Source organism: Massilia sp. WG5 (assembly GCF_001412595.2).
Lineage (GTDB): Bacteria > Pseudomonadota > Gammaproteobacteria > Burkholderiales > Burkholderiaceae_D > Telluria.
The window spans coordinates 4881874-4905818 of record NZ_CP012640.2 but is presented as its reverse complement, the minus strand read 5'-3'; the positions used below and the strand labels follow the sequence as shown (position 1 = coordinate 4905818).

Sequence of the window (23945 nt, the reverse complement as noted above, 5' to 3'; positions counted from 1 at the left end):
CAAATCATATGAACGAATTCCGGAAACTCGCCGGCCAGCTGATCATGATCCGGCTGTTCGGCACCGAACTCGACGCCGGCACCGCCGCCTTCATCCGCGAGAACGCCATCCGTGGCGCCTGCCTGTTCCGCCAGAACATGACGGATGCGGCCCAGCTGACCCGCTTCACCGACGCTCTGGCAGAGGCCATGGGCCCGCAGGCGCTGCTCGCGCTCGACCAGGAAGGCGGCGCCGTGGTGCGCTCGCTGTGGGTGCCGCCGCCGCCGTCCGCGATGGCCCTGGGCGCGGCCGACGATACCGGATTGGCGAAGGAAGTCGGCGCCGCCGTCGCCCGCGCCGTGAAGGCCATGGGCTTCAACTGGAACTTCGCGCCGGTGCTGGACCTGAACAACAATCCGCGCAACCCCGTCATCGCCGAGCGCTCCTTCGGCGCCGACCCGGTGCGCGCGGCCGAACTGGCGATGGCCTGGATGGAAGGCAGCGAAGCGGAAGGCGTGGCCTGCTGCGTCAAGCACTTCCCCGGCCACGGCGACACCCACGTCGATTCGCACCGCGACCTGCCGACCGTCGACAAAGACCTGGCCGAGCTGGAACGCTTCGAGTTCGCGCCCTTCCGCGCTTGCGCCCCGCATGCGCCGGCCGTGATGACGGCCCACATCGTCTACCCCGCGCTCGATCCGGACAGGCCGGCGACCATGTCGCGCGCGATCCTGACCGACCTGCTGCGCGGGCGGATGGGCTACCAGGGCGTGATCATCACCGACGGCATGGACATGCATGCGATCGCGCACCGCTACGGCGCGGGCGAAGCGGCCGTCAACGCCCTGGCGGCGGGCGCCGACATGGTGATGGCGATCGGCAGCCGCGAGACGCAGGAAGCGACGCTCGACGCCATCGCCGCCGCGATCGCCGACGGCAGCCTGCCGCTCGACGGCGTGCACGCCCGCATCGAGCGCCTGGACAAGCTGGCGCAGGCGCATCCGGCCGCCGGCACCCCGTACGCCACCGAACAGGAAGACCGCGCCCTGATGGCGCGCGCCTGGCGCCGCGCCCTCACCGCGCGCGGCAATCCGCATCGCCCTGCGCCCGGCAGCAAGATCCGCCTGCTGGCGCGCCAGGACGTGGTCAGCGACGGCGTCTCGGAAGCGGGCGTGCCGGCGGCCCGCATCGCGGCCTCGCTCGGCAGGCTGTACGAGGTCGAGCTGGTGACCTTTGCCGATCCCGAAACCTTCGACTGGAACGCGCTGCCCCGGGACGGCCGCTTCACGGTGCTGGCCTCGACCTCGCGCCGCCGCTATGGCCCGCATGCGCGCGACACCTGGAAGCCCGATCTCCACCTCGCGCTGTGGAACCCCTACCAGGCGCTCGACTTCGCCGCGCCTGCCCTGATGACGTATGGCTTCGCACCGCCGGCGCTGGACGCCGTGAATGCCTGGCTGGCGGGCGAGATCGAGGCCGAAGGCCGGTGTCCGGTACCCGGATTTTGATCACGTGAAATTGCTGGAATGCAGGTGCAGTAACGCATTGTAACGACGCGTTTCCCACGGCCTCGACTGCGGCACAATTGTCCGGCCCGATGTTGTAGTTTGTGGGACAATGCACGCTTTGTCCGAGTTAGCAATCATTAAAGAGAAGGATTATTCATGTCCCAATTCCGTTTTGCCCGCCTTGCCCTGATGCTGGCCGCCATCGGCCTGAACGCTGCGCCGGCCCTGGTGCACAGCGCCTACGCGCAAGACAAGAATGCCCCGGCCGCCGCCCAGCCGAAGCCGGATACGGTCCGCCCGGAATTGTTCAAGCTGCTCGACCCTGCACAGATCAAGCCGCTGATGGATGCGAAGAACTACACGGAAGTGCAGAACCGCGTCACCCAGGCCGAAGCTTTCCCGGACAAGACCCCGTATGAAACCTATGTGCTGAACCGCATGAAGCTGTCGCTGGCCACCGCGAGCGGCAACGAACAGAACTCGATCGCCGCCCTGGAAGCGATCCTGGCCTCGGGCAAGCTGCCGGAAGCCGACAAGCCGCAATTCACCCAGGCCCTGGCCGGCATGTACTACAACGCCAAGAACTATCCGAAGGCGATCGAATGGTTCAAGCGCTTCCAGGCCGAGAATCCGAATTCGGACGCCGCCAACGGCCCGCTGGTGCGCTCCTACTACCTGAGCAACGATTTCGCGAACGCATTGAAGCTGCTGCGTCCGCAACTGGAAGCCGCGCAAAAGGCCGGCAAGACCCCGGCGCTGGAAGACCTGCGCCTGTTCGCCTCGGCCGCCAACCGCGTCAAGGATGACAACGCCTACCTGTACGGCCTCGAGCAGCTGATCACCTACTATCCGAACGACGATTACTGGATGGACACGATCAACCGCGGCATCGTGCGCAAGCCGGGCTTCCAGGAAGCCAACATCAACGACGTGCTGCGCCTCGAATTCGCAGCCGTGAAGGTCATGACCCCGGAGATGTACACCGAGCTGGCCGAACTGGCGCTGAAGGATGGCTTCCCGACCGAAGCCAAGAAGGTCGTGGACGCCGGCTTTGCCGCCGGCGCACTGGGCACCGGCAGCTCGGCCGCCCAGCACCGCCAGCTGCGCGACCGCGCCACCAAGGAAGCCGCCAACGACGCCAAGAACATCGCGTCCGGCGAAGCCTCGGCCGCCAAGTCGAAGACCGGCGCCGGCCTGGTCAACCTGGGCTGGGCTTACGTGACCATGGACCAGTTCGACAAGGGCATCGGCTTCATCGACCAGGGTATCGCCAAGGGCGGCCTGAAGGCGCCCGACGAAGCCAGGCTGCGCCTGGGCATGGCTTACCTTCGCGCCGGCCAGAAGGACAAGGCGATCGCCACCTTCCAGTCCGTGAAAGCGGGCGGCGGCCTGTCCGACATCGCCAAGTACTTCATCGTGCTGGCCAACCACCCGAATCCGGGCGGCTCCAGCGCCAAGTAAGCGCGTCGCGACGCTATTGCATTGCCAAAGGCGGTGCGGTCCCCTGGGCCGCACCGCCTTTTTCATGGCTTTGTTAGCTGGCGTACCGGCCCCGTGCGATTGCCGCTCCATAATCGGGCGGCACATCCTCCGAAAAGGCCGCTATGACTACCGTACGCAAGGGCCAGGCGCCCGCCAAGCTCAACCGCGACGAATTCCGCCTGCGCTTCTCCCGCAATTTCTTCGACCCGCTCTACGAGAACGTCGGCCATGAACTGGCTTCCGTCGAGGAAATAGCCTGGCAGGCCTATGTCGGCTCGCACAAGGCGCCGGTGACGGTGAAGGCCGGGCCCGGATTCGCCGACCCGGACTACGACCTGTCCGTCGAGTGGAAGGAAGCGCGCGACCGCCTGCTGGCCGCCGAAGCGAAGCAGAAGGATCCGGCCACGCTCAGCCGCATCCTCCTGATCAACGGCGCCGCCCGCAACGACGGCAGCTGTCCCGGCGAGGTTTCCAAGACCTGGCGCCTGAGCAAGCTATGCGAGGAAGTCCTGCTTGAAGAAGGCTTCGACACCGACCTGCTCGACCTCTCCCGCATCATTTCGGATTTCGACCGCCACATCCACCCCTGCAAGGCTTGCGTGTCGACCGCGATGCCGCTGTGCCACTGGCCCTGCAGCTGCTATCCGAACCATTCGCTGCACCAGAACAATGATTGGATGAACGAGATCTACGAGAAGTGGGTGTCGGCGCACGCGGTCATCATCCTCACCCCGGTCTACTGGTACCAGGCGCCGGCCGTGCTCAAGCTGATGATCGACCGCCTGGTCTGCGCCGACGGCGGCAACCCCGACCCCAGCTCGACCCACGGCAAGCAAGCCGAAGAAGCCAAGGCGCTGGAACAGGACTGGAGCTACCCGAAGCACCTGGCCGGGCGCGCCTACGGCCTGGTGGTGCATGGCGACGTGGCCGGCATCGAAGGGACGCGCCGTTCGCTGTCCGACTGGCTGGACTGGATGGGCCTGATCTCGGCCAGCCCGACGTCGCAACTCGACCGCTTCGTCGGCTACTACGAATCGTATGCGCAGAGCCACGAGACCCTGGACCGCGACACCGCCTTCCAGGAAGAGGTGCGCAACGTGGCGCGCTCGGTGGGAGCGGCGGTGCGGGATATCCGCTCGGGCAAGCTGATCCAGCCGAACCGCGGGCTGTCCAATCCGCGGCCCAAATAGACGGCCTGGCAAGCGGTCTTTTTTTGGTATTATCGGCGGGTCACTCACCTTTAAAGCGTTATGCGCTTCGCCGCATGTCTTCTCTCGCGCAGTTAATGCATCACCTCTCCGCCACCAGCAACCTGCCGCTCTACCAGCAGTTGCAGCGCGCCCTGCGCGAAGCGATCGACCGCGGCGTCTACGGCCCCGCCGAAGCCCTGCCGGCCGAGCGCCAGCTGGCGTCCGAGCTGGACATCTCGCGCATCACGGTACGCAAGGCGATCGACGGCCTGGTCGAGGAAGGGCTCCTCGTGCGCCGCCCGGGCTCGGGCAACTTCATCAACCGGCGCATCGAAAAGAATTTCGCCAAGCTGACCTCCTTCTCCGAGGACATGCGCTCGCGCGGCAGGACGCCGCGCAGCGTCTGGCTCAAGCGTTCGGAAGGAACGGTGACGCCGGAAGAGGCGCTGCGCCTGCGCCTGTCGCCGGGCGCGGCGGTGTACCGCTTCAACCGCATCCGCTATGCCGACGACATGCCGATGTGCCTGGAATACGCGACCATCGCGGCGTCCGCCCTGCCCTCGCTGGATGCGGTCGACGCCTCGATGTACGAAGCGCTGGAAGCGGCCGGCAAGCGCCCGGTGCGGGCGCTGCAGCGGCTGTCGGCGCTGCTGCTGAACGCCGAGCAGGCCAAGCTGCTGCAATCGAAGGAAGGAGATGCCGGGCTGTGCGTGGAGCGGCTGGGCTTCCTGCCGGATGGGCAGGCGGTGGAATTCTGCCGCTCCTACTTCCGCGGCGATATGTACGACTTCGTGGCCGAGCTCAGCGCGGCGTAAATGCCGCGTGGGCTCGGAGAGCCCACGCGCTTTACATGGCGGTAAGGCCGCCGTCGATGGCCAGCTGGTGGCCGGTGACGAAGGACGCGTGCTCCGAGCACAGCCACAGGGCCGCGCTGGCGACCTCGGCCGGTTCGGCGATGCGGCCCATCGGGTGGACGGCCTTCAGTTTCTTGTCGCGCCCCGGCTCCCGCTCGAGCATGCGGGCCAGCATCGGGGTCTTCACGGCGCCCGGGCACAGGCTGTTCACGCGGATGCCCGACTTGGCGTATTCCACGGCCGCGGTCTTGGTCATGCCGACCACGGCATGCTTGGAGGCCGCGTAGATGGCGCGGTTCGGCGCCGCCACCAGGCCGCCGGCATCGGCCACGTTGCAGATCACGCCGCCGCCTTCCTGGTTCAGCATCTGGCGCAGCTGGCTCTTCATGCACAGCCAGACGCCCTTGACGTTGACGTTCATGATGCGGTCGAACTGCGTGTCCTCACCCTCGGCCAGCGGCAACGATTCTTCCTCGATGCCGGCGCCGTTCACGGCGACGTCGATACGGCCGTAGTGCGAGACCGCCTTGTCGATCAGCGCTTCGACCTCGCTTGCGGCCGTTACATTTGTTTTAACAAACAAAGCCTTGCCGCCCGCCTCGACGATCAGCGCGGCCGTCATGTGCCCGCCGTCGACCGAGGTGTCGGCGACGACCACGCATGCGCCCGCGCGCCCGAATGCCAACGCGATCGCGCGCCCGATGCCGCTGGCGGCGCCCGTTACCAGCACCACCTTGCCGGCGTAGGAAATCCCGCTCGGCTGCGGTTTGGTCATGCCCTTCATGATGCTTCCTTTACAAGTTCCAAGCGCAATGTTTGCTGCTTCTTAGCAATACTTCCGATAAGCAACATCATAGCGCCCGCACCGGGCATTAACCAAGTTTCTCAGCCATTTCTTCAAATATGAACTGCTGAGTGTTGCATTCAAGGCGCAGGCTTCATCCGGGCCTTGGCCTTGGCTTGATCGCCGGCCATCACGACCGACAATTTGGCCGGATCGATGGCCTTGTGGAAGGCCGCGTTCAGCTGCGGCAGCGTGACCGCCATCAGGCGTTGTTCGAACTCGGCCGACCATTCATAGGTTTTGCCACGGTACAGGTAGGAGGTCCAGCCGGCCGCCAGCGCACCGTCGTCGGCGCGGTTCTGGATCCTCTGCTGCATGAGACCGGATTTGGCCCCGGCGAGTTCCGCTGCCGTGAATCCATCCTTCAGCGCGCGCGCCAGTTCCTCGCGCACGGCGACGTCGACCTTGGCCAGGTTCTGCGGCGCGGCAATGGCGCTGATCGCGAACATGCCGGCGCGGTCCATGTCGCCCGCCACCAGCTGGGTGCCGCCGCCATAGGACAGACCCTCCTTCTGGCGGATGCGGTCGAGCAGGCGCGACTTCAGGCCGCCGCCGCCGCCGAAGATGTAATCGGCCAGCATCAGCGCCGGATAGTCCGGGTCGTCGATGTTCAGGTCCAGATTCATACGCGCGGTGTAGAACCCGTTCTCTTTATCGGGCGTGTTCAACATCTCATGTATGGGCGCGATCTCCGCATGCTTGCGCAGCACCGGCGACACGTGCATCGGCGCGCGCCAAGCACCGAACAGATTGTCGACCAGGGGCACGATTTCCTTGGCGTCGAAGTCGCCGACGATGGACAGTTCGGCCGGGTTGCTGCCGTAGTAGTCGTGGTGGAAGGCCTTGACCTGGTCCAGGGTCGCGCTCTTCAGGTCGGCGATGTCCTCGTCCAGCGTGGTCTCGTGGCGGATGTCGCCTTTCGGATAAATGTCGAAATGCTCGTTCAGCGCGCGCGAGGCGATGTTCGGCGGTTCGCCGCGGCTGGCTTCGAGCGCCACCAGCGACTGCTGGCGCAGCTGCTCGAACTCGGCGGCCGGGAAGCTCGGCGCCTTCAGCACGTGGGCGACCAGTTTCAGGGCTTCCGCCAGGTTCTCGCGCGTGGTCTGGAAATGGGTCAGGCCGCCGGCCACCTTCAGCTTGTCGAAGGCGTCGGCGAGCTGCACGCGGTCGTAGCCGTCGGCGCCGCGCATCAGCATGGCCGCCGTCAGACCCGGCACCGCGCCCTTGCCGAACAGGTTCTGCTCATCGCCGAAATGCTGGCGCAGGTCGACCGTGACAGTCTGGCCGCGGTTCTTCTTCGGCAGCAGGGCCAGCTTGACGCCGCCCGCCGTGGTGAGCGTGGTGCGCTTCATGATGTTGGCCTGGGTCGGCTCGAAGTCCTCGGCGCTCAGGTTCGAGGCTTGCGGCTTGAAGTCCTTCAGCAGGCTTTCCACGCTGGGGGCCGGCGGGACCACGGCGCGCTGCGGATTCTCGTCGGGAAGGAAGACGCCGGTGATGCGGTTGTCGCGCTTGAAGTAGCGGGCCGACGCTTCGGCAACCTGCGCCGCCGTGATCTTCGCGACCTTGTCGCGCCCGACAAAGAACAGGCGCCAGTCGCCCAGCGCGATGGTGTCGGACAGCGCAACGCCGACCTGCTGCGGATCGTTCAGGCTGCGCTCGAAGCCGTTCAGGTAGCTGCGCCGGGTGCGCTCCATTTCCTCGGCCGTCGGCGGATGCTGGGCGAAGCTCTCGACCGCCTCGGTGAGGGCGGCGCGCACCGGCTCGATGTCCTGGCCCTTCTTGACCACCGCCCCGAAGTACTGCAGGCCGGGCGCATAGCCGGTCTGGCCGAAGGAGAAGACCTGGCTGGCCTTGCCGGTCTCGACCAGCAGCTTGTGCAGGCGGCCGGTCGGCACGTCGCCCAGGATGGTCGAGGAAAAGCTCAGCACGTCGCTGTCGTCGTGCAGGCCGGAAGGCACGTGGTAGGCCACCGCCACGATCTGCACGTCGCCGTGGCGCCGCACCGTGAAGCTGCGGTCGCCGTCCTGGGTCGGCTCGACGGTCCAGAACTCGGGCAGGCTGCGCTTCGGCTTCGGGATCGCGCCGAACAGCTTGCCGATCGAGCGCAGGGTCTGGGCCGGGTCGAACTTGCCGGCCACCAGCAGCACGGCATTATCCGGCTGGTAGTAGGTGTGATAGAAGTCCTGCAGGTTCTTGATGCGGACGTTCTCGATGTCGCTCTTGTTGCCGATCGTGGCGCGGCCATAGGCGTGCCAGTCGTAGGCGACGCTCTGCATGCGCTTCATCAGCACCGAGGACGGCGAGTTCTCGCCCTCCTCGTACTCGTTGCGCACGACCGTCATCTCGGAATCGAGGTCCTTCTGGGCGATGAAGGAGTGGGTCATGCGGTCGGCTTCCATTTCCAGCGCCCACTGCAGGTTTTCCGGCGAGGCCTGGAACACCTCGTAGTAGTTGGTGCGGTCCAGCGCGGTGGTGCCGTTGAACTGCATGCCGCGGCTGGAGAACTGGGCGGTGATGTCGCGATGTTTCGGCGTGCCCTTGAACATCAGGTGTTCGAGCAGGTGGGCCATGCCGGTCTCGCCGTAGTTCTCGTGGCGCGAGCCGACCAGGTAAGTGACGTTGACGGTCACGGTCGGGCGCGAGGAATCCGGGAACAGCAGCACTTTGAGACCGTTCGGCAGGCGGTATTCGGTGATGCCCTCGACCGCGGGACCCTGCACCACGCCCTTGGGCAAGGCGGCCGGGGCATTCGGCGCGCCCGGCGCCCGCTGGGACCAGGCCGGGACGGCCATGCTTGCGGCGAGGCCGCCGACGATCACGTATGCGGCCGCGCCGCGCTGCAGGAAGCTCGAGCTCATATCACCCCAATTCTGTCGTATCTGCCGTGCAAACTTGCACGATAGCGCAGCATGGTAACAGAGGCTGGCTTAGGGCTGGCTTACCGCTTGTCAACCTGCAAGCTTATGTCGGTTAGTTGCAATTAATAGGAAATGCGCGCGGCCGCGCCGGGATTTACTGCCGGGCCCGCCTTTCGTGCTTCTGCTGGTAGGGACTGATCCGCGACAGCTCTTCCATCTCCTCGGCCAGGAAGGTCAGGAGATCGTCGGCGCTGACGATGCCGACCAGTGCCCCGCTGTCGGACACGACCGGCACGCGCCGGATGCCGCGCAGGCGCATGCGCTCGATGGTGGCGTAGACGTCGTCGTTCTCGCCCGCCGTGAGCAGGTCGTCGCTCATGATGTCGCCCACCTGCAGGCCGAGCGGATCGAGGCCGAGCGCGATGACGGACACCACGATGTCGCGGTCGGTGACGATGCCGACGGGAATGCGTTCGCCGTCCGGCTCTTCGACCACGATCAGGTCACCGACATGGTGTTTGCGCATGAGAAAAGCTGCGCCCTGCACGCTTTCATCGCGGGAGCAGCAGATGGTATCCGTGGTGCTGAGCTTGCCAACTTCCATGGCGTCCTCCATTTGCAGCTTTCAGTATAGACAAGCCAAGCTGCGATGGAAGATCAGGGGACCGGTTTCTTTTCGCCCGGCGGCGGAACGTAGCAGGCGTCGACCACTTGCAGGTCGTTGTCCTTGGCGAAATTCACCACGAAGTGGTAAGCCAGGGGCTCGACATTTTTGAGGGCATTGTTGACCACCACGGACTTGACGCCGTTGACGACGGTCGGGTGGACGTAGGGGGAAAACTTCAGGTGGGCGTTGGGTCCGCCGCTGCCCGCCGGGCGGAAGCAGGACATGACTCCGCACAGACGCTCGGCCCAGTCGCTTGGACGGAACTGCCGACCCTTGCTCGTAAGGCCGAGAATGAAGAATTCATCGGCGAGTTCTTTCCCGGTTTGCGGTAAATCGGCCATAGTGCTGCTTACTGAAACATGAGGCGTGGATGAGAACAACCCCAGTATTATATCTTATAGAAGACCTGCGGACGAGCCCTTACTGGATCAGCCTGCGACTCGTCCTTCTCCGGGAGTGATCAACCCAGCAATACCGCGCCGGAAAGCAGGAGCAGGAGCAGCATCCATAATAACAGCGCGCGCCAGACCAGGCCGACGGTGCTCTGGAGTGCGCGCACATTCGGCTCCTCGCCCGGCAGCACGTCGGCCTCGCTGTCGGCAAGGTCGGCGGTGGCCGCATCCAGCGGCGTGACGCGCGGCGCGGTTTCCAGCGGCGAACCGAGACGCACGCCCATGGCGCCGCCGCCGGCCGCCAGGATGATGCCCTTCGACTCGTCGGCCCAGCGGCCGGCGAAGTTGCGCCAGGCGTAGATCGCATCCTCGAAATTGCCGACCACGGCGAAGGCGATCGCCGTCAGGCGCACCGGAATCCAGTCGATCCAGTAGAAGGCGCGCGCGGCGAACTGGCCGAAGGCTTCGTTGCGCATGTGATCCGGCTCGTTCCAGGCGCGCGCCAGGTATTCGGACACGCGATACATCACGGCGCAGGCCGGACCCAGCGGCATCAGGAACCAGAAGAACACGCCGAAGACGTTGCGGTGGGTGGTGATCAGCGATTTCTCGACCGCCAGGCGGGCGATCTCGGTGCCGTCCATGCCGATCGTGTCGGTTTTGGTCCACTCGGCCAGCAGGGTGCGCGCGGTCGCCTCGTCGCCGGCGTTCAGGGCGAACTGGATCGAGGTGAAGTAATGACTGTAATGGCGGAAACCGAGGGTCAGGTAGACGATCAGGATGTTCCAGGCAAAGGCCGCGAACACGAAACCGTAGTACATCAGCACCCAGTACACGACCGCCGTCGGCAGCATCAGGCTGCCCATCATCAGGAACCAGCCCAGCCGGCCATGGCTCACCTGGCCCGCATTGAACCAGGACTCGATGCGCATGGCGAAGCGCTTGATCTCGGCGTAGATCTGGTTATCTGCGCGCAGGGGTTTCAACTGCTCGATGAGCAGTGCGCACAGAATGGAAAAGAATGTCATTCACGGTCCTTGTCGTAGGGCTTCGCCAAACCTGCTGCGCGTTGCACTGTCGGCCTGCGACGCTCGCTGTACTACCCGTACAGCTGCGTTTCTCGGCCAACATCGCTGCCGCTCGCTACGGTTTTGCGAAGCCCTTTGTTGTTGCCACAGTTCATTGCCCGCTACGATAGCGCAGAGGACCGTTTTATTCAATTATTAGGCTCTCAACAAGTGAAACAGGTTTCGCAGCATCCCTGCCGTCGCGCCCCAGATGAAGAAGCGCTCGTAGGGCATGGCGTAGAAGCTGCGCCGCCCTGTCCCTTCCGGCAGGTCGAAGGACATGCGCTGGTGGTGCAAGCCGTTCATCAGGAAGGCCAGCGGCACTTCGAAGATCTCGGCGACCTCGTTCGATTCGGCCACCAGGTCGAAGGGCGGCGTAACCAGGCCGACCACCGGCGTGACCAGGTAGCTCGATGCGGTGATGTGGTCGGGCAGCACGCCGACGATCTCGACGTGGCGGCGGTTCAGACCGATCTCTTCCTCGGTTTCACGGAGGGCGGTTTCGATCGCCGAGGAATCCAGCTCTTCGGCGCTGCCGCCGGGGAAGCTGACCTGGCCGGCGTGATTGTTCAGGTGGGCGGTGCGCTGGGTCAGCAGGATCGTCAGGCCTTCGGGGCGCTGGACGATCGGCACCAGCACCGCGGCGCGGCGCAGCTTTGGCAGGCGCTCGCGCAAGTCTTGCGGCAGCTCGGGCTCCCAGGCGGGCGGATGGGCCAGGCGCCGGCGCAGCCAGGCGGCCTGCAGGCGCTCGGGCGGCAAGGCGGCTTCGCCGGCGATCGCATCGACGGGCAAACGCTGGGGATCGAGATGCAGTTTTACCAAAACGGACTCCAGAAAAGAAAAAGGCATCCAAGCGGATGCCTTTTCCATGCTACTAGCGCTATTACTTAGCGGCAGCGGCGGTCTTGCGGGTCGGCAGTTTCTCTTTGATACGTGCCGATTTGCCCGAACGCTCACGCAGGTAGTACAGCTTCGCACGGCGCACATCACCACGACGCTTCACTTCGATCGAAGCGATCAGCGGCGAGTACAGCTGGAAGGTACGCTCGACGCCTTCGCCCGACGAGATCTTACGAACGATGAAGTTCGAGTTCAGGCCGCGGTTACGACGCGAGATGACCACGCCTTCGTATGCCTGGGCGCGCTTGCGGTTGCCTTCGACGACGTTGACGCTGACGACAACGGTGTCGCCCGGTGCGAAATCAGGGATATTGCGGCCGAGGCGCGCAATTTCTTCTTGCTCGAGTTGCTGGATCAGATCCATTTTTAACACTCCAATGACCATCTTGCTGGCGCTGTACTATTGCCCAGTAGAGGATGGAATTAAAACATGCGGGCTGTTACCCCCGCCTTTACACCAACATGGTGCAAATCTCAGTCGGCCGCCCGCTCCAGGCTTGCCAGAAACTTTTCATCGGCCTTGCTCAGCTGACCGGCGCTGCGCGCCTTGTCCAGCAGATCGGGCCGTTTCTTCGCGGTCGCTTCCAGCATGCGCTGGCGGCGCCACTTCATGATCTCGGCGTGGTTCCCGCCCATCAGCACCGACGGCACCGCCTCGCCTTCATAGACTTCCGGACGCGTGTAATGCGGCGAATCCAGCAAGCCGTTGACGAAGCTGTCTTCGACCGCCGAGGCATCGTCGCCCAGCACGCCCGGCAACTGCCGCACCACGGCATCCATCAGCGCCATCGCCGGCAACTCGCCGCCGGACAGCACGAAATCGCCGAGGGAAATCTCCTCGTCGACGCAGCGGTCCAGCAGGCGCTGGTCGACCGCTTCGTAGCGTCCACACAACACGACCAGTCCAGGCTCGTTCTTCAGCGCCATCACGCGTTCGTGCGTCAGCGGCTTGCCCTGCGGCGACATGAACACCACGCGCGGGGCCGGCAGACCGAGGTCCACCTGGCGCTGCTTGGCCGCAGCGATCGTCGCTTCGAGGGGCCTGGCCAGCATCACCATGCCGGGACCGCCGCCATAGGGGCGATCGTCGACGGTGCGGTGGCGGTCCTGCGTGAAATCGCGCGGATTCCAGACCGACAGATTCCACAAGCCCTGCTCATGCGCACGCCGGGTCACGCCCGACTGCGTGAGTGCGGCAAACATCTCGGGAAACAAGCTCACGACGTCAAACTGCATCGGGACCTCGCTTCAGTAGGATGGGGTCAATAATCCAGGCCCCAGTCCAGGGTAATCAGTCTTGCCTTCAGGTCGACGCTCTTGACGTACTGGTCCACGAAGGGGATCAGGCGTTCGTCAGGCTTGGCGTCGGGCGCATTCGGGTCAAGGGGAGGAACGATGCGCAGGATCGATTGCGGACCGTTGCTCATCATGTCGGCGACCTTCCCGAGGGCTTCGCCCTGCAGGTTCACGGTATCGAGGCCGATCAGGTCCGACCAGTAATATTCATCTTCCGGTAATTCCGGAAAGTCCGCCCGCGACACCTGCACCGCCGCGCCCTTGAGCGCCTCGGCCATGCTGCGGTCGGAGACATCGACCAGCGTGGCAGTGACATCGCCACTATGGTACTTCGCGCTGCGCACCTGGACGGGTCGCAGCGCCGGCTTGTCGAGCCACCAGGTTTTCACGTTCAGCAGCGCATCGGCATCCGCCGAATACGGCGAAACACGGATGCCGCCCCGGATCCCGTAGGCGCCGGTGATATGTCCGACCTGAACCAGGTCGTCGGGAACTTGGTCCCCTGCTGCTGCCGAATCGGTCAAACCAGTAAAACCTTTGCTACTCGCGAGACTTAAGCAGCGACTTGCTGGCCAGCGACCAGACGAGCAACGGTCGGCGACAGTTGCGCGCCAACGCCTTGCCAGTAGGCCAGACGGTCAGCGGTGATGTTCAGGCCGACTTCTTTGCCCGAAGCCATCGGATTGTAGAAGCCGATGCGCTCGATGAAACGGCCATCGCGACGGTTGCGCGAATCGGTTGCAACGATGTTGTAGAACGGGCGCTTCTTGGCACCACCACGAGCTAAACGAATAACGACCATAATATTTCCAAAAAATTGTGCTGGACGGAGAAAGCCGACGATTATAGCGCGCCGCGCCGTGCCTCAGCAAGCGTTTGTATAAAAAACAAATACCCGGCGCGCAGACCGGCCGAATCCAGCATTATCGCTTATTTTTCCCGCCAGCGCTACCATCGGCTGATCCCCGCCGAGGCGCTGGTGGCGCTGCCAGCCGTTTTGGACGATACTTCAATCTTTCCTTTTTACAACGGCAAGCCTTGGCCTCGATGTCGCCCCACAAGAACAAGACCCTCGCCACCGCCCTCGCCTTCCTGCTCGGCGGCCTCGGTGTGCACCGCTTCTACCTGAAAGGCAGCGTCGACCGGCTCGGCCTGCTGCATGTCTGCAGCCTGCCGGCAGCCGGCCTGGTCTACAGCCTGGGCCATGCGCCGAATCCCTTCTGGGTGCTGCTGCCGCTCCTGATTTCCTGCAGCGCCGGTTTCATCGAGGCGCTGGTCATCGGCCTGACGCCGGACGAGCAATGGGATGCCAGGTTCAAGCCGGCATCCGCCCGCCCGTCGCGCTCGAACTGGGTGCTCGCGGTGCTGCTGGTGCTGACCGTGCTGGTCGGCGCCACCACCGTGATCGCGACGATTTCGCGCCTGTTCGACCTGCTCTACACGGGCGGCGCCTACGGCTGAAGACCCGGCACGCCGGCGCCGTCACAGCCCGCTGGCGCCCCAGTTGTAGCGCGGGATCTCGGTGGGCGGCGTGCCGACCACGATCACGATCTCCTTGTGGCCTTCGAGGGGAATGTCGTCGGGGTTCTCCGTGATTTTCGTGATCTGCTCGTTCTGGACCACGTAGAAGGTCGGCGCGCCGACCAGCCCGGCCACTTCGCCCGGGTTCAGGGTCTGCCCCCATACGGAGAAGAACTGCCCGAGCGTGAAGGCCTTGGGGGTGGCGGTTTCGACGTGGATCACGCCGGTGCCGTCGTGGGTGTGGAGGTCGTAGTTGCAGGCGCTGCGGCCGATGTTCTTCGGCAGCGCCAGGCGCGTGCCGTTCCGGTAGATCGAGATCATCGCATGGATGTGATAGGCCTCGCTGGTGGCGCAGGTCACGCCGTCGATCGGATCGGTCCCGGTATAGTTCCAGTCCGGCCAGTAGGGGGTGCTCAGTCCCTCGGCCGCCTGGACCTCGGTATAGCCCGCCGCCAGGCGCAGCTCGGGCGGCGCCGGGTCGGTCGGCGGCGGCGGCGGCGGCGAAGGATCGGCCGGCGGTGTGGTCGGCGGTGCGGGGGTCGTGGTGGGCGGCGGATCCTGGGCCACGGGCGGGGGCGAATGGGATGTGTCGCCGCTGCCGCCACCGCAGGCGCCCAGCGCGGACAGCAGCGCAAGGCTGATCGTCATCTGTAACACTCTTCCTGGCTTCATGGTGAACATGGTCACTCCTTCGTTGTTAGGCCATGCGTGGGAAACGTAGAATCGGTACGGACTGGACGATTTTATGCGGCGTGCATCAACCGGAAGTTTAAGAAGGCTCAAGTGCTGCGGGATACGCGCATGAGGGTCTGCGCAGCACAACAATTTTGACGAGAATCGATAGGTGAAAGCCGCGGCGCGGCGTCTGGAAATGAAAAAGCGGCCCGATGGGCCGCCCGTGTGAACGCATGCGCCGGACGCAGCGTTCAGAACTGCTCGATCTCCAGCGCCAGCACGCCGGCGCTGCCTTCGACGATCGCATGGCGCAGGCCGGTAGCCTGCGACAGGATATGGTCGGCGAAGAAGCGCGAGGTGGCGATCTTGGCGCGGTAGAAGGCGGCGTCGCCCTCGCCCGCATCCAGCTTGCGCTGCGCCACCAGGGCCGCGCGCGCCATTTGCCAGCCGCCCAGCACGATGCCGGCCAGCTTCAGGTAGGGCACGCTGCCGGCGAACACGGCGCGCGGATCGCTCCTGGTGTTGGCGACCACGAACTCCACCACCTGCTCCAGCGCCGTGCTGCCGGCCGCCAGCTGCGAACGGATCGCCGCGAAATCGGCGCCATGGGCCGCACTCTGCTGCTCGGCCAGCGCACTTTCCGTCGCACGCACCTGGGCGATGATCGATTTGGCGATCGCGCCGCCGTCGCGCACGGTCTTGCGGCCGACCAGGTCGTTGGCCTGGATCGCGGTCGTGCCCTCGTAGATGGTCAGGATCTTGGCGTCGCGGTAGTGCTGGGCGGCGCCGGTTTCCTCGATGAAGCCCATGCCGCCATGCACCTGCACGCCGTCGCGCGCGACGTTCTCGGACATCTCGGTCGACCAGCCCTTGATAATCGGGACCAGGTATTCGTAGATCGCCAGCTGGGCTTTACGGGTGGCTTCGTCGGGATGGCTGTGGGCCAGGTCGCTGTGGGCCGCGCCCACATAAGCCAGCGCGCGCGCCGCCTCGGTCTGCGCACGCATCGACATCAGCATGCGGCGCACGTCCGGGTGGTTGATGATCGCGACCGGGCCGCTCGAGCCTTCCACGGCGCGCGACTGGACGCGCTCCTTCGCGAACGCGACCGCCTGCTGGTAGGCATGCTCGGCCAGGCCGACGCCCTGCATGCCGACGCCGAAGCGGGCCGCGTTCATCATGATGAACATGTATTCGAGGCCGCGGTTCTCTTCGCCCACCAGGGTGCCGATCGCACCGCCGTGGTCGCCGAACTGCAGGACCGCCGTGGGGCTGGCCTTGATGCCCAGCTTGTGCTCGATCGAGACGCAGTGCACGTCGTTCCGCTCGCCCAGCGAGCCATCGGCGTTGACCAGGAACTTCGGCACGATGAACAGCGAGATCCCCTTCACGCCCGGGGGCGCGTCCGGCGTACGCGCCAGGACCAGGTGGACGATGTTCTCGGCCATGTCGTGCTCGCCGTAGGTGATGAAGATCTTGGTGCCGTGGATCTTGTAGGTGCCGTCGCCCTGCGGCACGGCGCGGGTGCGCACGGCGGCCAGGTCGGAGCCGGCCTGCGGCTCGGTGAGGTTCATGGTGCCGGTCCACTTGCCGCTGATGAGCGGCTCGATGAAGCGGGCCTTCTGCTCCTCGGTGCCGGCGGTCAGCAGCGCCTCGATGGCGCCGTCGGTCAGCAGGGCGACCAGCGCGAACGCCAGGTTGGCGCCGTGCAGCATCTCCACGCAGGGCGTGGCGACCAGCTTCGGCAGGCCCTGGCCGCCGTACTCCGCCGGGTGCTGCACGCCCTGCCAGCCGGCTTCGGCGAAGGCGTTGAAGGCTTCGCGGAAACCCTTCGAGGTGGTGACGCTGCCGTCCTTCCAGAAGCTGGGCTCCTTGTCGCCCGCATGGTTCAGCGGCGCGACCACGCCGCCGCAGAATTTCGCGCTCTCTTCCAGCACCGCTTCGACGGTGTCCGGGGTCGCGTCTTCGCAGCCGGGCAGCTGGTTGATCTCGGCCAGGTTGGCCAGTTCGTTCACGACGAACAGCATGTCTTTCAGGGGGGCGTTATAGCTCACCGTAGTCTCCTAGTTCTTTCGTTTACGTAAACGTCAAACGTCGCTTGCAAAAAAGGCGAGAACCCATGTGGCGGTAAAGCCCGGTATGGATTCCCGCCCGTGCGGGTGCGATAGATTTAGCCCAGCTCTTTCACCAGCGCCGGCACGACTTCGAACAGGTCGCCGACCAGGCCGTAGTCGGCCACCGAGAAGATCGGCGCTTCCGGATCCTTGTTGATAGCGACGATGGTCTTCGAGTCCTTCATGCCGGCCAGATGCTGGATCGCGCCCGAGATGCCGACCGCGATGTACAGGGTCGGGGCGACGATCTTGCCGGTCTGGCCGACCTGCCAATCGTTCGGCACGTAGCCGGCGTCGACTGCCGCGCGCGAGGCGCCCATGGCGGCGCCCAGCTTGTCGGCCAGCGGCTCCAGGATCTTGAAGTTGTCGCCCGAGCCCATGCCGCGGCCGCCGGAGACGACGATCTTGGCGCCGGTCAGTTCCGGACGGTCCGACTTGGCCAGCTCGCGGCCCACGAAGCTCGACTTGCCCGAATCGGCGACGGCCGCCACGCTCTCGACCGCAGCGGAACCGCCTTCGGCAGCCGCGGCATCGAAACCGGTGCCGCGCACGGTGATGACCTTGACCTTGTCGCCCGACTGCACGGTGGCGATGGCGTTACCCGCGTAGATCGGACGCTCGAAGGTGTCCGGCGCATCGACCCTGGTGATTTCCGAGATCTGGGCCACGTCCAGCTTGGCGGCCACGCGCGGCAGCACGTTCTTGCCGAAGGCCGAAGCCGGGGCCAGGATGTGCGAGTACGGGGCGGCGACTGCCAGGATCTGCTCGGCGACGTTCTCGGCCAGGCCATCGGCGAACTGCGGCGCGTCGGCGACCAGCACTTTCGAGACGCCCGCGACCTTGGCGGCCGCTTCCGCGACGGCGCCGCAGCCGGCGCCGGCGCCGGCGACCAGGATGTGCACTTCACCACCGCATTGCGAAGCGGCGGTGACGGTGTTCAGGGTGACGGCCTTCAGCGAGGCGTTGTCGTGTTCAGCAATAACGAGTGCGACCATGATAATCCTTTAATTAGATGACTTTGGCTTCGGTGCGCAGTTTCGACACCAGGGTCGCCACGTCCGGCACGATGATGCCGGCCGAACGCTTGGCCGGCTCCGACACTTTCAGCGTCTTCAGGCGCGGGGTCACGTCCACACCCAGCTCTTCCGGCTTGATGGTCTCGAGCGGCTTCTTCTTGGCCTTCATGATGTTCGGCAGCGTCACGTAGCGCGGTTCGTTCAGGCGCAGGTCGGTGGTGACGATGGCCGGCAGGCTCAGGGCCACGGTTTCCAGGCCGCCGTCCACTTCGCGGGTCACGGTGACCTTGCCGTCTTCCAGCACGACCTTCGAGGCGAAGGTCGCCTGCGGCCAGCCCAGCAGGGCCGCCAGCATCTGGCCGGTCTGGTTCGAATCGTCGTCGATCGCCTGCTTGCCCAGGATGATCAGCTGCGGCTGCTCCTTGTCGGCCAGGGCCTTCAGTACCTTGGCCACACCCAGCGGCTCGATCTCGGCGCCGGTCTCGACCAGGATGCCGCGATCGGCGCCGATCGCCATGCCGGTACGCAGGGTTTCCTGGGCCTGGGTCACGCCGCAGGTCACGGCCACGATCTCGGTAACCTTGCCGGCTTCCTTCAGGCGGGTCGCCTCTTCCAGCGCGATCTCATCGAACGGGTTCATCGACATTTTGACGTTGGCGATATCGACGCCGCTGCCGTCGGACTTGACGCGGACCTTGACGTTGTAGTCGACCACGCGTTTGACGGGTACCAGGACTTTCATAGTGGGCCTTTGGAAAATGGAATGAGACTGACTAAAAATGATCCGAATTATAAGAGCAAAACTGCTTCAACACAGAATTAAAGCACGATCGTGCGTTTTTAGCTTAGAGGGAAGTTACTAATTCTGAAGAAAGCTTGATTTGTCGGCTTGAGAAAAAACGGGGCTGCTCTTGCCTGCCCCGTTCATGGCAATCGGTGTCGTCGGTCTTACTTGCGGCGAAGCCAGAAGGTGAATTCGCCGTTGATGTGGGTATGCGCCAGCAGCGCATTGCCGGTCTGCTTGGCGAAGGCCTGGAAGTCGCGCACCGAACCGGTGTCGGTCGCGACGATGCGCAGCACTTCGCCGCTCGCCAGTTCGGCAAGGGCCTTCTTGGCCTTCAGAATCGGCAGAGGGCAGTTCAAGCCTCGCGCATCGAGATCCTTCTGGATTTCGATCGTGCCGGTATCGAGTATGGTTTCGCTCATCATTTGCCTGCGGATGTAGGGGCAGATGCCCGCATAGTACTCCAATTGCGGGATTATGACGCGCCGCACCAAAGTTTGGTATCCATGTTGCGTTGTAACAACAGCAATATGTTGACAGCAATTAATTCATGCCTACTCAAATCGGGTAGACGGTAAATCAGTCCGGAGACTGATTTACCGCCCTACCCTAGGCCTTTACACGCGCTCGCCGACCCAGCCAGCCACACCGGCCAGCGCCTGCGGCAGCGCGGCGGCATCGGTACCGCCGGCCTGGGCCATGTCCGGGCGGCCGCCGCCCTTGCCGCCGACCTGCTGGGCGACAAAGTTGACCAGCTCGCCGGCCTTGACCTTGCCGGTGGCATCCTTGGTGACGCCAGCGATCAGGCTGACCTTGCCGTCAGCCACCGAGGCCAGCACGATGGCGGCAGTCTTCAGCTTGTCCTTCAGCTTGTCCATCGTCTCACGCAGCGCAGCAACATCGGCGCCGTCCATGGTGGCGGCCAGCACCTTCACGCCATTCACGTCGACGGCCTGGCCGGCCAGCTCATCGCCCTGCCCCGCAGCCAGCTTCGATTTCAGGGCGTTGACTTCCTTCTCCAGCGATTTCACCTGGTCCTGGACCTGGGCGATACGCGACGGCAGTTCGTCCGGGCCGGTCTTCAGGCTGGCCGCGGCTTCCTGCAGGCGGCGAGCGGTCGCCTGCACCCATGCCAGCGCGCCCTCGCCCGTCACCGCCTCGATGCGGCGAATGCCGGCAGCGACGCCGCCTTCCGCGACGATCTTGAACAGGCCGATGTCGCCGGTGCGGGTGACGTGCACGCCGCCGCACAGTTCCTTCGACGAACCGATGTCCAGCACGCGCACGGTGTCGCCGTACTTCTCGCCGAACAGGGCCATCGCGCCATGCTTGATGGCGTCGTCCATCGACATGTGCTGGGCCTTGGTCGGGTGGTTCTGCAGGATCTCGGCGTTGACGATCTGCTCGACGCGGGCGATTTCCTCGGCGCTCAGGGGCGCGTTGTGGGCGAAGTCGAAGCGGGTCTTGTCCGGATCGACCAGCGAGCCCTTCTGCTGCACGTGGCCGCCCAGCACTTCGCGCAGGGCCTTGTGCATCAGGTGGGTCGCCGAGTGGTTGCGGATGGTGCGCGCGCGCTTGGCTTCGTCGACCTGCGCGTCGACCGTGTCGCCGACCTTCAGGGAGCCCGACTGCAGGACGCCATGGTGGCCGAACACGTCGGCCTGGATCTTCAGCGTGTCTTCGACTTCGAACAGACCCGCTTTGTTACCACCTGCGGCCTTGATCACGCCCTTGTCGCCCACCTGGCCGCCGGATTCGGCGTAGAACGGGGTCGTGTCCAGCACCACGATGCCGTCCTGGCCGGCCTTCAGCTCCTGGACCGAGACGCCGTCGGCGTACAGCGCCAGCACGTGGGTGTTGTGGACCAGCGAATCGTAGCCGACGAACTTGTTCTTCTCGCCCGCGTACTCGACGTTGGCGGCCATCTTGAACTTGCCGGCGGCGCGCGCCGTCTTCTTCTGCTGCTCCATGGCGGCGGCGAAGCCTGCCTCGTCCAGCGTGACGTTGCGCTCGCGGCAGATGTCCGCGGTCAGGTCCAGCGGGAAGCCGTAGGTGTCGTACAGGGTGAAGGCGGTGGCGCCGTCCAGGTTCTGCGGATCCTTGGCCAGCTGGGCTTCCAGGATCTTCATGCCGTTTTCCAGGGTCTCGCCGAAACGCTCTTCCTCGGCCTTCAGCACCTGCATCACGCGCTGCTTGGCTTCGCGCAGTTCCGGATAGGCGCCGCCCATCTCGATGTCGAGGTCTTCGACCAGCTTGTAGAAGAAGGGTTTGGTCTGGCCCAGCTTGTGACCGTGGCGCAGCGCGCGGCGGATGATGCGGCGCAGGACGTAGCCGTGGCCTTCGCTGCTCGGGATGATGCCGTCGACGATCAGGAAGGACGCGGCGCGGATGTGGTCGGCGATCACGCGCAGCGACTTCGACTCGAGGTCGGTCGCGCCGGTCTCGCGTGCGGCCGCCTTGATCAGTGCCTGGAACAGGTCGATCTCGTAGTTCGAATGCACGTGCTGCAGCACCGCGGCCAGGCGCTCGAGGCCCATGCCGGTGTCGATCGAGGGTTTCGGCAGCGGGGTCAGGACACCCTTCTCATCGCGGTTGAACTGCATGAACACCAGGTTCCAGATCTCGATGAAGCGGTCGCCGTCTTCTTCCTTCGATCCCGGAGGACCGCCCCAGATGTCGGCGCCGTGGTCGTAGAAGATCTCGGTGCAGGGGCCGCAGGGGCCGGTGTCGGCCATCTGCCAGAAGTTGTCGGAGGCGTAGCGGGCGCCCTTGTTGTCGCCGATGCGGATGATGCGCTCTTTCGGCACGCCGATCTCGTTGGCCCAGATGTCGTAGGCTTCGTCGTCTTCGAAGTAGACGGTGATGGTCAGCTTCTCGGCGGGCAGCGCGTAGACCTTGGTCAGCAGCTCCCAGGCGAAGTGGATGGCGTCGCGCTTGAAGTAGTCGCCGAAGCTGAAGTTACCCAGCATCTCGAAGAAGGTATGGTGGCGCGCGGTGTAGCCGACGTTTTCCAGGTCGTTGTGCTTGCCGCCGGCGCGCACGCAGCGCTGCACGGTGGTGGCGCGCTTGTACGGGCGCGTATCCAGCCCCAGGAACACGTCCTTGAACTGCACCATGCCGCTGTTGGTCAACAACATCGTCGGGTCATTGCCCGGCACGAGCGGGCTGGAGCGGACGATCGTGTGGCCTTTGGACTCAAAGAACTTGAGGAACTTTTCGCGTATTTCGGTGGATTTCATGTCGTAGGGGCGAGTGAAGGCAGCATGCTATATAAAAAAATGATTATAGCGTAGCTGTCGCAAGGAATTGGGATTGCGAATTAGCGTAAAAGGGCCAGCACCGCACTCGCCTGCCCGTTCGCCTGCGTCAGCATGGCCGATGCCGCCTGCTGCAGGATCTGGGCGCGCGTGAGCTTGACCGTGGAACTGGTGCCGTCGATGCGCGCGCCCGAATTCATCTTCGCGATCGCCTGCGACACGTCGGCCGTATGCTCGGCGAGCCGCCGCTGGGCGTTCAGCGATAATGAATTGTTATTGATCGACAGGGACATGGAGCTCGTGGGCCGAAGGGCAGTAGTCTGTCCTTAACGACAAGCTCTTACGAATCTGAAGGTCGATGGGTGTTTATTTAAGCGGCAGCGCTGAAATCCGGGCCGATCAGGTCGATCCGGTCCGTGCAGAAAGCGTCCACGCCCCAGCCCAGCAGTTCGCGGGCGCGGGCCGGCTCGTTGACGGTGTAGCAGAACAGGCCGAAGCCGGCCGCCTTGACCTGCGCCGCCAGGCGCGGCGTCAGGTGGCGGTGGTTGGCGTGGATCGCGACCGCCTCCACCGCGCGCGCGCGGCGCTCCCAGTCGGGCGGCAGTTCGCTCATCAGGCACGCGCGCGGCAGTTGCGGCGCCGCCTCGCGCGCGGCTTCGAGCGCCTGCTGGCTGAACGAGGACAGCAGCGGCGCCGCTTCCCGTCGCCCGGCCGCGATCTCGTCGGCGAACATGGCGGCGGCGATGCGCGCGACCACGCGGCCGGTTTCGCTCTCATGGCCCGGCGCCGGCTTGAGCTCGATGTTCATCCATATTCCATGCGCGCGGCAGACCTGCGCGAACTCGACGAACAGCGGCACCGGCTCGCCCTCGAAGGCGCGGCCGAACCAGCCGCCGGCGTCCATTCCGGCCAGCTCCAGCGCGTCGTAGTCGTAGACATGGCCGGAGCCGGCGACGGTGCGGCCCAGGAAGGGATCGTGCATCACGACCGGCACGCCGTCGCGCGCCAGCATGACGTCGTACTCGATCGCGCGAAAGCCCGCCTGCATGCCGCAGCGCAGGCCGGCCATGGTGTTTTCCGGCGCCAGGGTGCCGCCGCCGCGGTGGGCCAGGACTTTCGGGTAGGGCCACATATCGACTTCTCTCCTATCTGCCTTGGTACAGCCACAGGACAAGCGCCACCTGCGCCGCCAGGTTCGCCGCCACCGTCAGCCAGAACAGCTTCCTGAACGGCTGCTTGACGGTCTTGTGGCGCAGCCACTGCTGGGCCAGCACGGCGCCCGGCCAGCCGCCCACCAGGCCCAGCACCAGCAGCCGGCTCTCGGGCGTGCGCCGGGCGCCGCGCCGCGCCGCCGATTTGTCGAGCGCATAGCTGGCGAAGCACAGCACGCTCAGCAGCAGGTAGACTGCGCCGACCGCCGGCGGCAGCTGCCGGGCGATGGTGGCGCCGGCGTATAAAATGGAAGACAGGAGGATCGGCAGGTACGGGAGCATGGCGGCAGCTTACGTCCTGCCGCAATACGTGTCCACTTGGAAAACAGG

The 23945-nt window shown here is 65.0% G+C and carries 24 protein-coding genes; 5 read left to right on the top strand and 19 right to left on the bottom strand.

The features are described from left to right. Positions 1-8 precede the first annotated feature (8 nt). The 4 genes from nagZ (at position 9) to AM586_RS21930 (ending at position 4974) form a co-directional block, all read left to right on the top strand. Complete coding sequence (gene nagZ / locus AM586_RS21945) at positions 9-1487, top strand: beta-N-acetylhexosaminidase (RefSeq protein ID WP_047825645.1); 1479 nt, start codon at positions 9-11, stop codon at positions 1485-1487. A gap of 156 nt (positions 1488-1643) precedes the next feature. Continuing rightward, on the top strand, positions 1644-2948 hold the full coding sequence (locus AM586_RS21940; protein WP_047825644.1) for a tetratricopeptide repeat protein: 1305 nt from the start codon (positions 1644-1646) through the stop codon (positions 2946-2948). 143 nt (positions 2949-3091) lie between these two features. Beyond that, on the top strand, positions 3092-4159 hold the full coding sequence (locus AM586_RS21935) for a flavodoxin family protein (RefSeq protein ID WP_047825643.1): 1068 nt from the start codon (positions 3092-3094) through the stop codon (positions 4157-4159). Positions 4160-4233: 74 nt separating this feature from the next. After that, positions 4234-4974: a GntR family transcriptional regulator gene (locus AM586_RS21930; RefSeq protein WP_047825642.1), complete on the top strand. Its 741-nt coding sequence runs from the start codon at positions 4234-4236 to the stop codon at positions 4972-4974. A 31-nt stretch (positions 4975-5005) separates the two neighbouring features. On the opposite strand, the gene AM586_RS21925 is transcribed toward AM586_RS21930, so the two are convergent. The 10 genes from AM586_RS21925 to rpsP form a co-directional block, all read right to left on the bottom strand. Continuing rightward, positions 5006-5797 carry an SDR family oxidoreductase gene (locus AM586_RS21925; RefSeq protein ID WP_082439441.1) on the bottom strand — a complete coding sequence of 264 codons (792 nt, stop codon included), beginning with the start codon at positions 5795-5797 and terminating at the stop codon, positions 5006-5008. A 140-nt stretch (positions 5798-5937) separates the two neighbouring features. Further along, positions 5938-8715: a pitrilysin family protein gene (locus AM586_RS21920; protein WP_047825641.1), complete on the bottom strand. Its 2778-nt coding sequence runs from the start codon at positions 8713-8715 to the stop codon at positions 5938-5940. Positions 8716-8869: 154 nt separating this feature from the next. Next, positions 8870-9319: a CBS domain-containing protein gene (locus tag AM586_RS21915; protein WP_047825703.1), complete on the bottom strand. Its 450-nt coding sequence runs from the start codon at positions 9317-9319 to the stop codon at positions 8870-8872. A gap of 53 nt (positions 9320-9372) precedes the next feature. Next, positions 9373-9723 (bottom strand): DUF3579 domain-containing protein, encoded by a 351-nt coding sequence (locus AM586_RS21910; RefSeq protein ID WP_047825640.1) that lies wholly within the window; start codon positions 9721-9723, stop codon positions 9373-9375. Positions 9724-9842: 119 nt separating this feature from the next. Further along, a complete protein-coding gene (locus AM586_RS21905) occupies positions 9843-10802 on the bottom strand; it encodes a CobD/CbiB family protein (RefSeq protein ID WP_047825639.1) in 960 nt (319 codons plus the stop codon). A gap of 195 nt (positions 10803-10997) precedes the next feature. Further along, positions 10998-11690 (bottom strand): CoA pyrophosphatase, encoded by a 693-nt coding sequence (locus tag AM586_RS21900; RefSeq protein WP_047825638.1) that lies wholly within the window; start codon positions 11688-11690, stop codon positions 10998-11000. Positions 11691-11724: 34 nt separating this feature from the next. Further along, positions 11725-12105: a 50S ribosomal protein L19 gene (gene rplS, locus AM586_RS21895; RefSeq protein WP_047825637.1), complete on the bottom strand. Its 381-nt coding sequence runs from the start codon at positions 12103-12105 to the stop codon at positions 11725-11727. A gap of 110 nt (positions 12106-12215) precedes the next feature. After that, positions 12216-12977: a tRNA (guanosine(37)-N1)-methyltransferase TrmD gene (gene trmD, locus AM586_RS21890; RefSeq protein WP_047825636.1), complete on the bottom strand. Its 762-nt coding sequence runs from the start codon at positions 12975-12977 to the stop codon at positions 12216-12218. 26 nt (positions 12978-13003) lie between these two features. Further along, positions 13004-13561, bottom strand: coding sequence for a ribosome maturation factor RimM (gene rimM / locus AM586_RS21885; RefSeq protein WP_047825635.1), 558 nt, complete (start codon positions 13559-13561; stop codon positions 13004-13006). Positions 13562-13590: 29 nt separating this feature from the next. Beyond that, positions 13591-13839 (bottom strand): 30S ribosomal protein S16, encoded by a 249-nt coding sequence (gene rpsP, locus AM586_RS21880; protein WP_047825634.1) that lies wholly within the window; start codon positions 13837-13839, stop codon positions 13591-13593. Positions 13840-14084: 245 nt separating this feature from the next. Between rpsP and AM586_RS21875 the strand changes: the two genes are divergently transcribed. Then, a complete protein-coding gene (locus AM586_RS21875) occupies positions 14085-14498 on the top strand; it encodes a TM2 domain-containing protein (RefSeq protein WP_047825702.1) in 414 nt (137 codons plus the stop codon). A 21-nt stretch (positions 14499-14519) separates the two neighbouring features. Here AM586_RS21875 and AM586_RS28645 read toward each other — a convergent pair whose 3' ends face one another. The 9 genes from AM586_RS28645 to AM586_RS21825 all read right to left on the bottom strand — a co-directional run bounded on the left by AM586_RS28645 (position 14520) and on the right by AM586_RS21825 (position 23897). Then, positions 14520-15206 carry a hypothetical protein gene (locus tag AM586_RS28645; protein ID WP_052234013.1) on the bottom strand — a complete coding sequence of 229 codons (687 nt, stop codon included), beginning with the start codon at positions 15204-15206 and terminating at the stop codon, positions 14520-14522. 278 nt (positions 15207-15484) lie between these two features. Next, the gene (locus AM586_RS21860; RefSeq protein ID WP_060566720.1) at positions 15485-17287 is read right to left on the bottom strand and encodes an acyl-CoA dehydrogenase; all 1803 of its coding nucleotides are present in this window, start codon (positions 17285-17287) and stop codon (positions 15485-15487) included. Positions 17288-17403: 116 nt separating this feature from the next. After that, positions 17404-18342, bottom strand: coding sequence for an electron transfer flavoprotein subunit alpha/FixB family protein (locus tag AM586_RS21855; protein WP_060566718.1), 939 nt, complete (start codon positions 18340-18342; stop codon positions 17404-17406). Between the two features lie 13 nt (positions 18343-18355). Next, positions 18356-19105 carry an electron transfer flavoprotein subunit beta/FixA family protein gene (locus AM586_RS21850; protein ID WP_060566716.1) on the bottom strand — a complete coding sequence of 250 codons (750 nt, stop codon included), beginning with the start codon at positions 19103-19105 and terminating at the stop codon, positions 18356-18358. 206 nt (positions 19106-19311) lie between these two features. Continuing rightward, on the bottom strand, positions 19312-19539 hold the full coding sequence (locus AM586_RS21845; protein WP_047827157.1) for a sulfurtransferase TusA family protein: 228 nt from the start codon (positions 19537-19539) through the stop codon (positions 19312-19314). A 225-nt stretch (positions 19540-19764) separates the two neighbouring features. Next, positions 19765-22386: an alanine--tRNA ligase gene (gene alaS, locus AM586_RS21840; RefSeq protein WP_047827096.1), complete on the bottom strand. Its 2622-nt coding sequence runs from the start codon at positions 22384-22386 to the stop codon at positions 19765-19767. Positions 22387-22466: 80 nt separating this feature from the next. Beyond that, positions 22467-22697 carry a flagellin gene (locus tag AM586_RS28640; protein WP_047827097.1) on the bottom strand — a complete coding sequence of 77 codons (231 nt, stop codon included), beginning with the start codon at positions 22695-22697 and terminating at the stop codon, positions 22467-22469. A gap of 77 nt (positions 22698-22774) precedes the next feature. Continuing rightward, the gene (gene ugpQ / locus AM586_RS21830; protein ID WP_047827098.1) at positions 22775-23536 is read right to left on the bottom strand and encodes a glycerophosphodiester phosphodiesterase; all 762 of its coding nucleotides are present in this window, start codon (positions 23534-23536) and stop codon (positions 22775-22777) included. A gap of 13 nt (positions 23537-23549) precedes the next feature. Further along, entirely contained in the window at positions 23550-23897 is a 348-nt protein-coding gene (locus tag AM586_RS21825; RefSeq protein ID WP_109370503.1) for a DUF1294 domain-containing protein, read from the bottom strand. Positions 23898-23945 lie beyond the last annotated feature (48 nt).

Coding starts and splice junctions, on each gene's coding strand:
- AM586_RS21915 (WP_047825703.1), bottom strand. CDS start 9,319: ATGGAAGTTGGCAAGCTCAGCACCACGGATACCATCTGCTGCTCCCGC.
- nagZ (WP_047825645.1), top strand. CDS start 9: ATGAACGAATTCCGGAAACTCGCCGGCCAGCTGATCATGATCCGGCTG.
- ugpQ (WP_047827098.1), bottom strand. CDS start 23,536: ATGTGGCCCTACCCGAAAGTCCTGGCCCACCGCGGCGGCGGCACCCTG.
- AM586_RS21930 (WP_047825642.1), top strand. CDS start 4,234: ATGTCTTCTCTCGCGCAGTTAATGCATCACCTCTCCGCCACCAGCAAC.
- AM586_RS28645 (WP_052234013.1), bottom strand. CDS start 15,206: ATGACGATCAGCCTTGCGCTGCTGTCCGCGCTGGGCGCCTGCGGTGGC.
- AM586_RS21855 (WP_060566718.1), bottom strand. CDS start 18,342: ATGGTCGCACTCGTTATTGCTGAACACGACAACGCCTCGCTGAAGGCC.
- AM586_RS21925 (WP_082439441.1), bottom strand. CDS start 5,797: ATGAAGGGCATGACCAAACCGCAGCCGAGCGGGATTTCCTACGCCGGC.
- AM586_RS21910 (WP_047825640.1), bottom strand. CDS start 9,723: ATGGCCGATTTACCGCAAACCGGGAAAGAACTCGCCGATGAATTCTTC.
- rpsP (WP_047825634.1), bottom strand. CDS start 13,839: ATGGTCGTTATTCGTTTAGCTCGTGGTGGTGCCAAGAAGCGCCCGTTC.
- AM586_RS21920 (WP_047825641.1), bottom strand. CDS start 8,715: ATGAGCTCGAGCTTCCTGCAGCGCGGCGCGGCCGCATACGTGATCGTC.
- alaS (WP_047827096.1), bottom strand. CDS start 22,386: ATGAAATCCACCGAAATACGCGAAAAGTTCCTCAAGTTCTTTGAGTCC.
- AM586_RS21875 (WP_047825702.1), top strand. CDS start 14,085: ATGTCGCCCCACAAGAACAAGACCCTCGCCACCGCCCTCGCCTTCCTG.
- AM586_RS28640 (WP_047827097.1), bottom strand. CDS start 22,697: ATGTCCCTGTCGATCAATAACAATTCATTATCGCTGAACGCCCAGCGG.
- AM586_RS21905 (WP_047825639.1), bottom strand. CDS start 10,802: ATGACATTCTTTTCCATTCTGTGCGCACTGCTCATCGAGCAGTTGAAA.
- AM586_RS21940 (WP_047825644.1), top strand. CDS start 1,644: ATGTCCCAATTCCGTTTTGCCCGCCTTGCCCTGATGCTGGCCGCCATC.
- AM586_RS21825 (WP_109370503.1), bottom strand. CDS start 23,897: ATGCTCCCGTACCTGCCGATCCTCCTGTCTTCCATTTTATACGCCGGC.
- AM586_RS21850 (WP_060566716.1), bottom strand. CDS start 19,105: ATGAAAGTCCTGGTACCCGTCAAACGCGTGGTCGACTACAACGTCAAG.
- AM586_RS21900 (WP_047825638.1), bottom strand. CDS start 11,690: ATGCCTTTTTCTTTTCTGGAGTCCGTTTTGGTAAAACTGCATCTCGAT.
- AM586_RS21935 (WP_047825643.1), top strand. CDS start 3,092: ATGACTACCGTACGCAAGGGCCAGGCGCCCGCCAAGCTCAACCGCGAC.
- rplS (WP_047825637.1), bottom strand. CDS start 12,105: ATGGATCTGATCCAGCAACTCGAGCAAGAAGAAATTGCGCGCCTCGGC.
- trmD (WP_047825636.1), bottom strand. CDS start 12,977: ATGCAGTTTGACGTCGTGAGCTTGTTTCCCGAGATGTTTGCCGCACTC.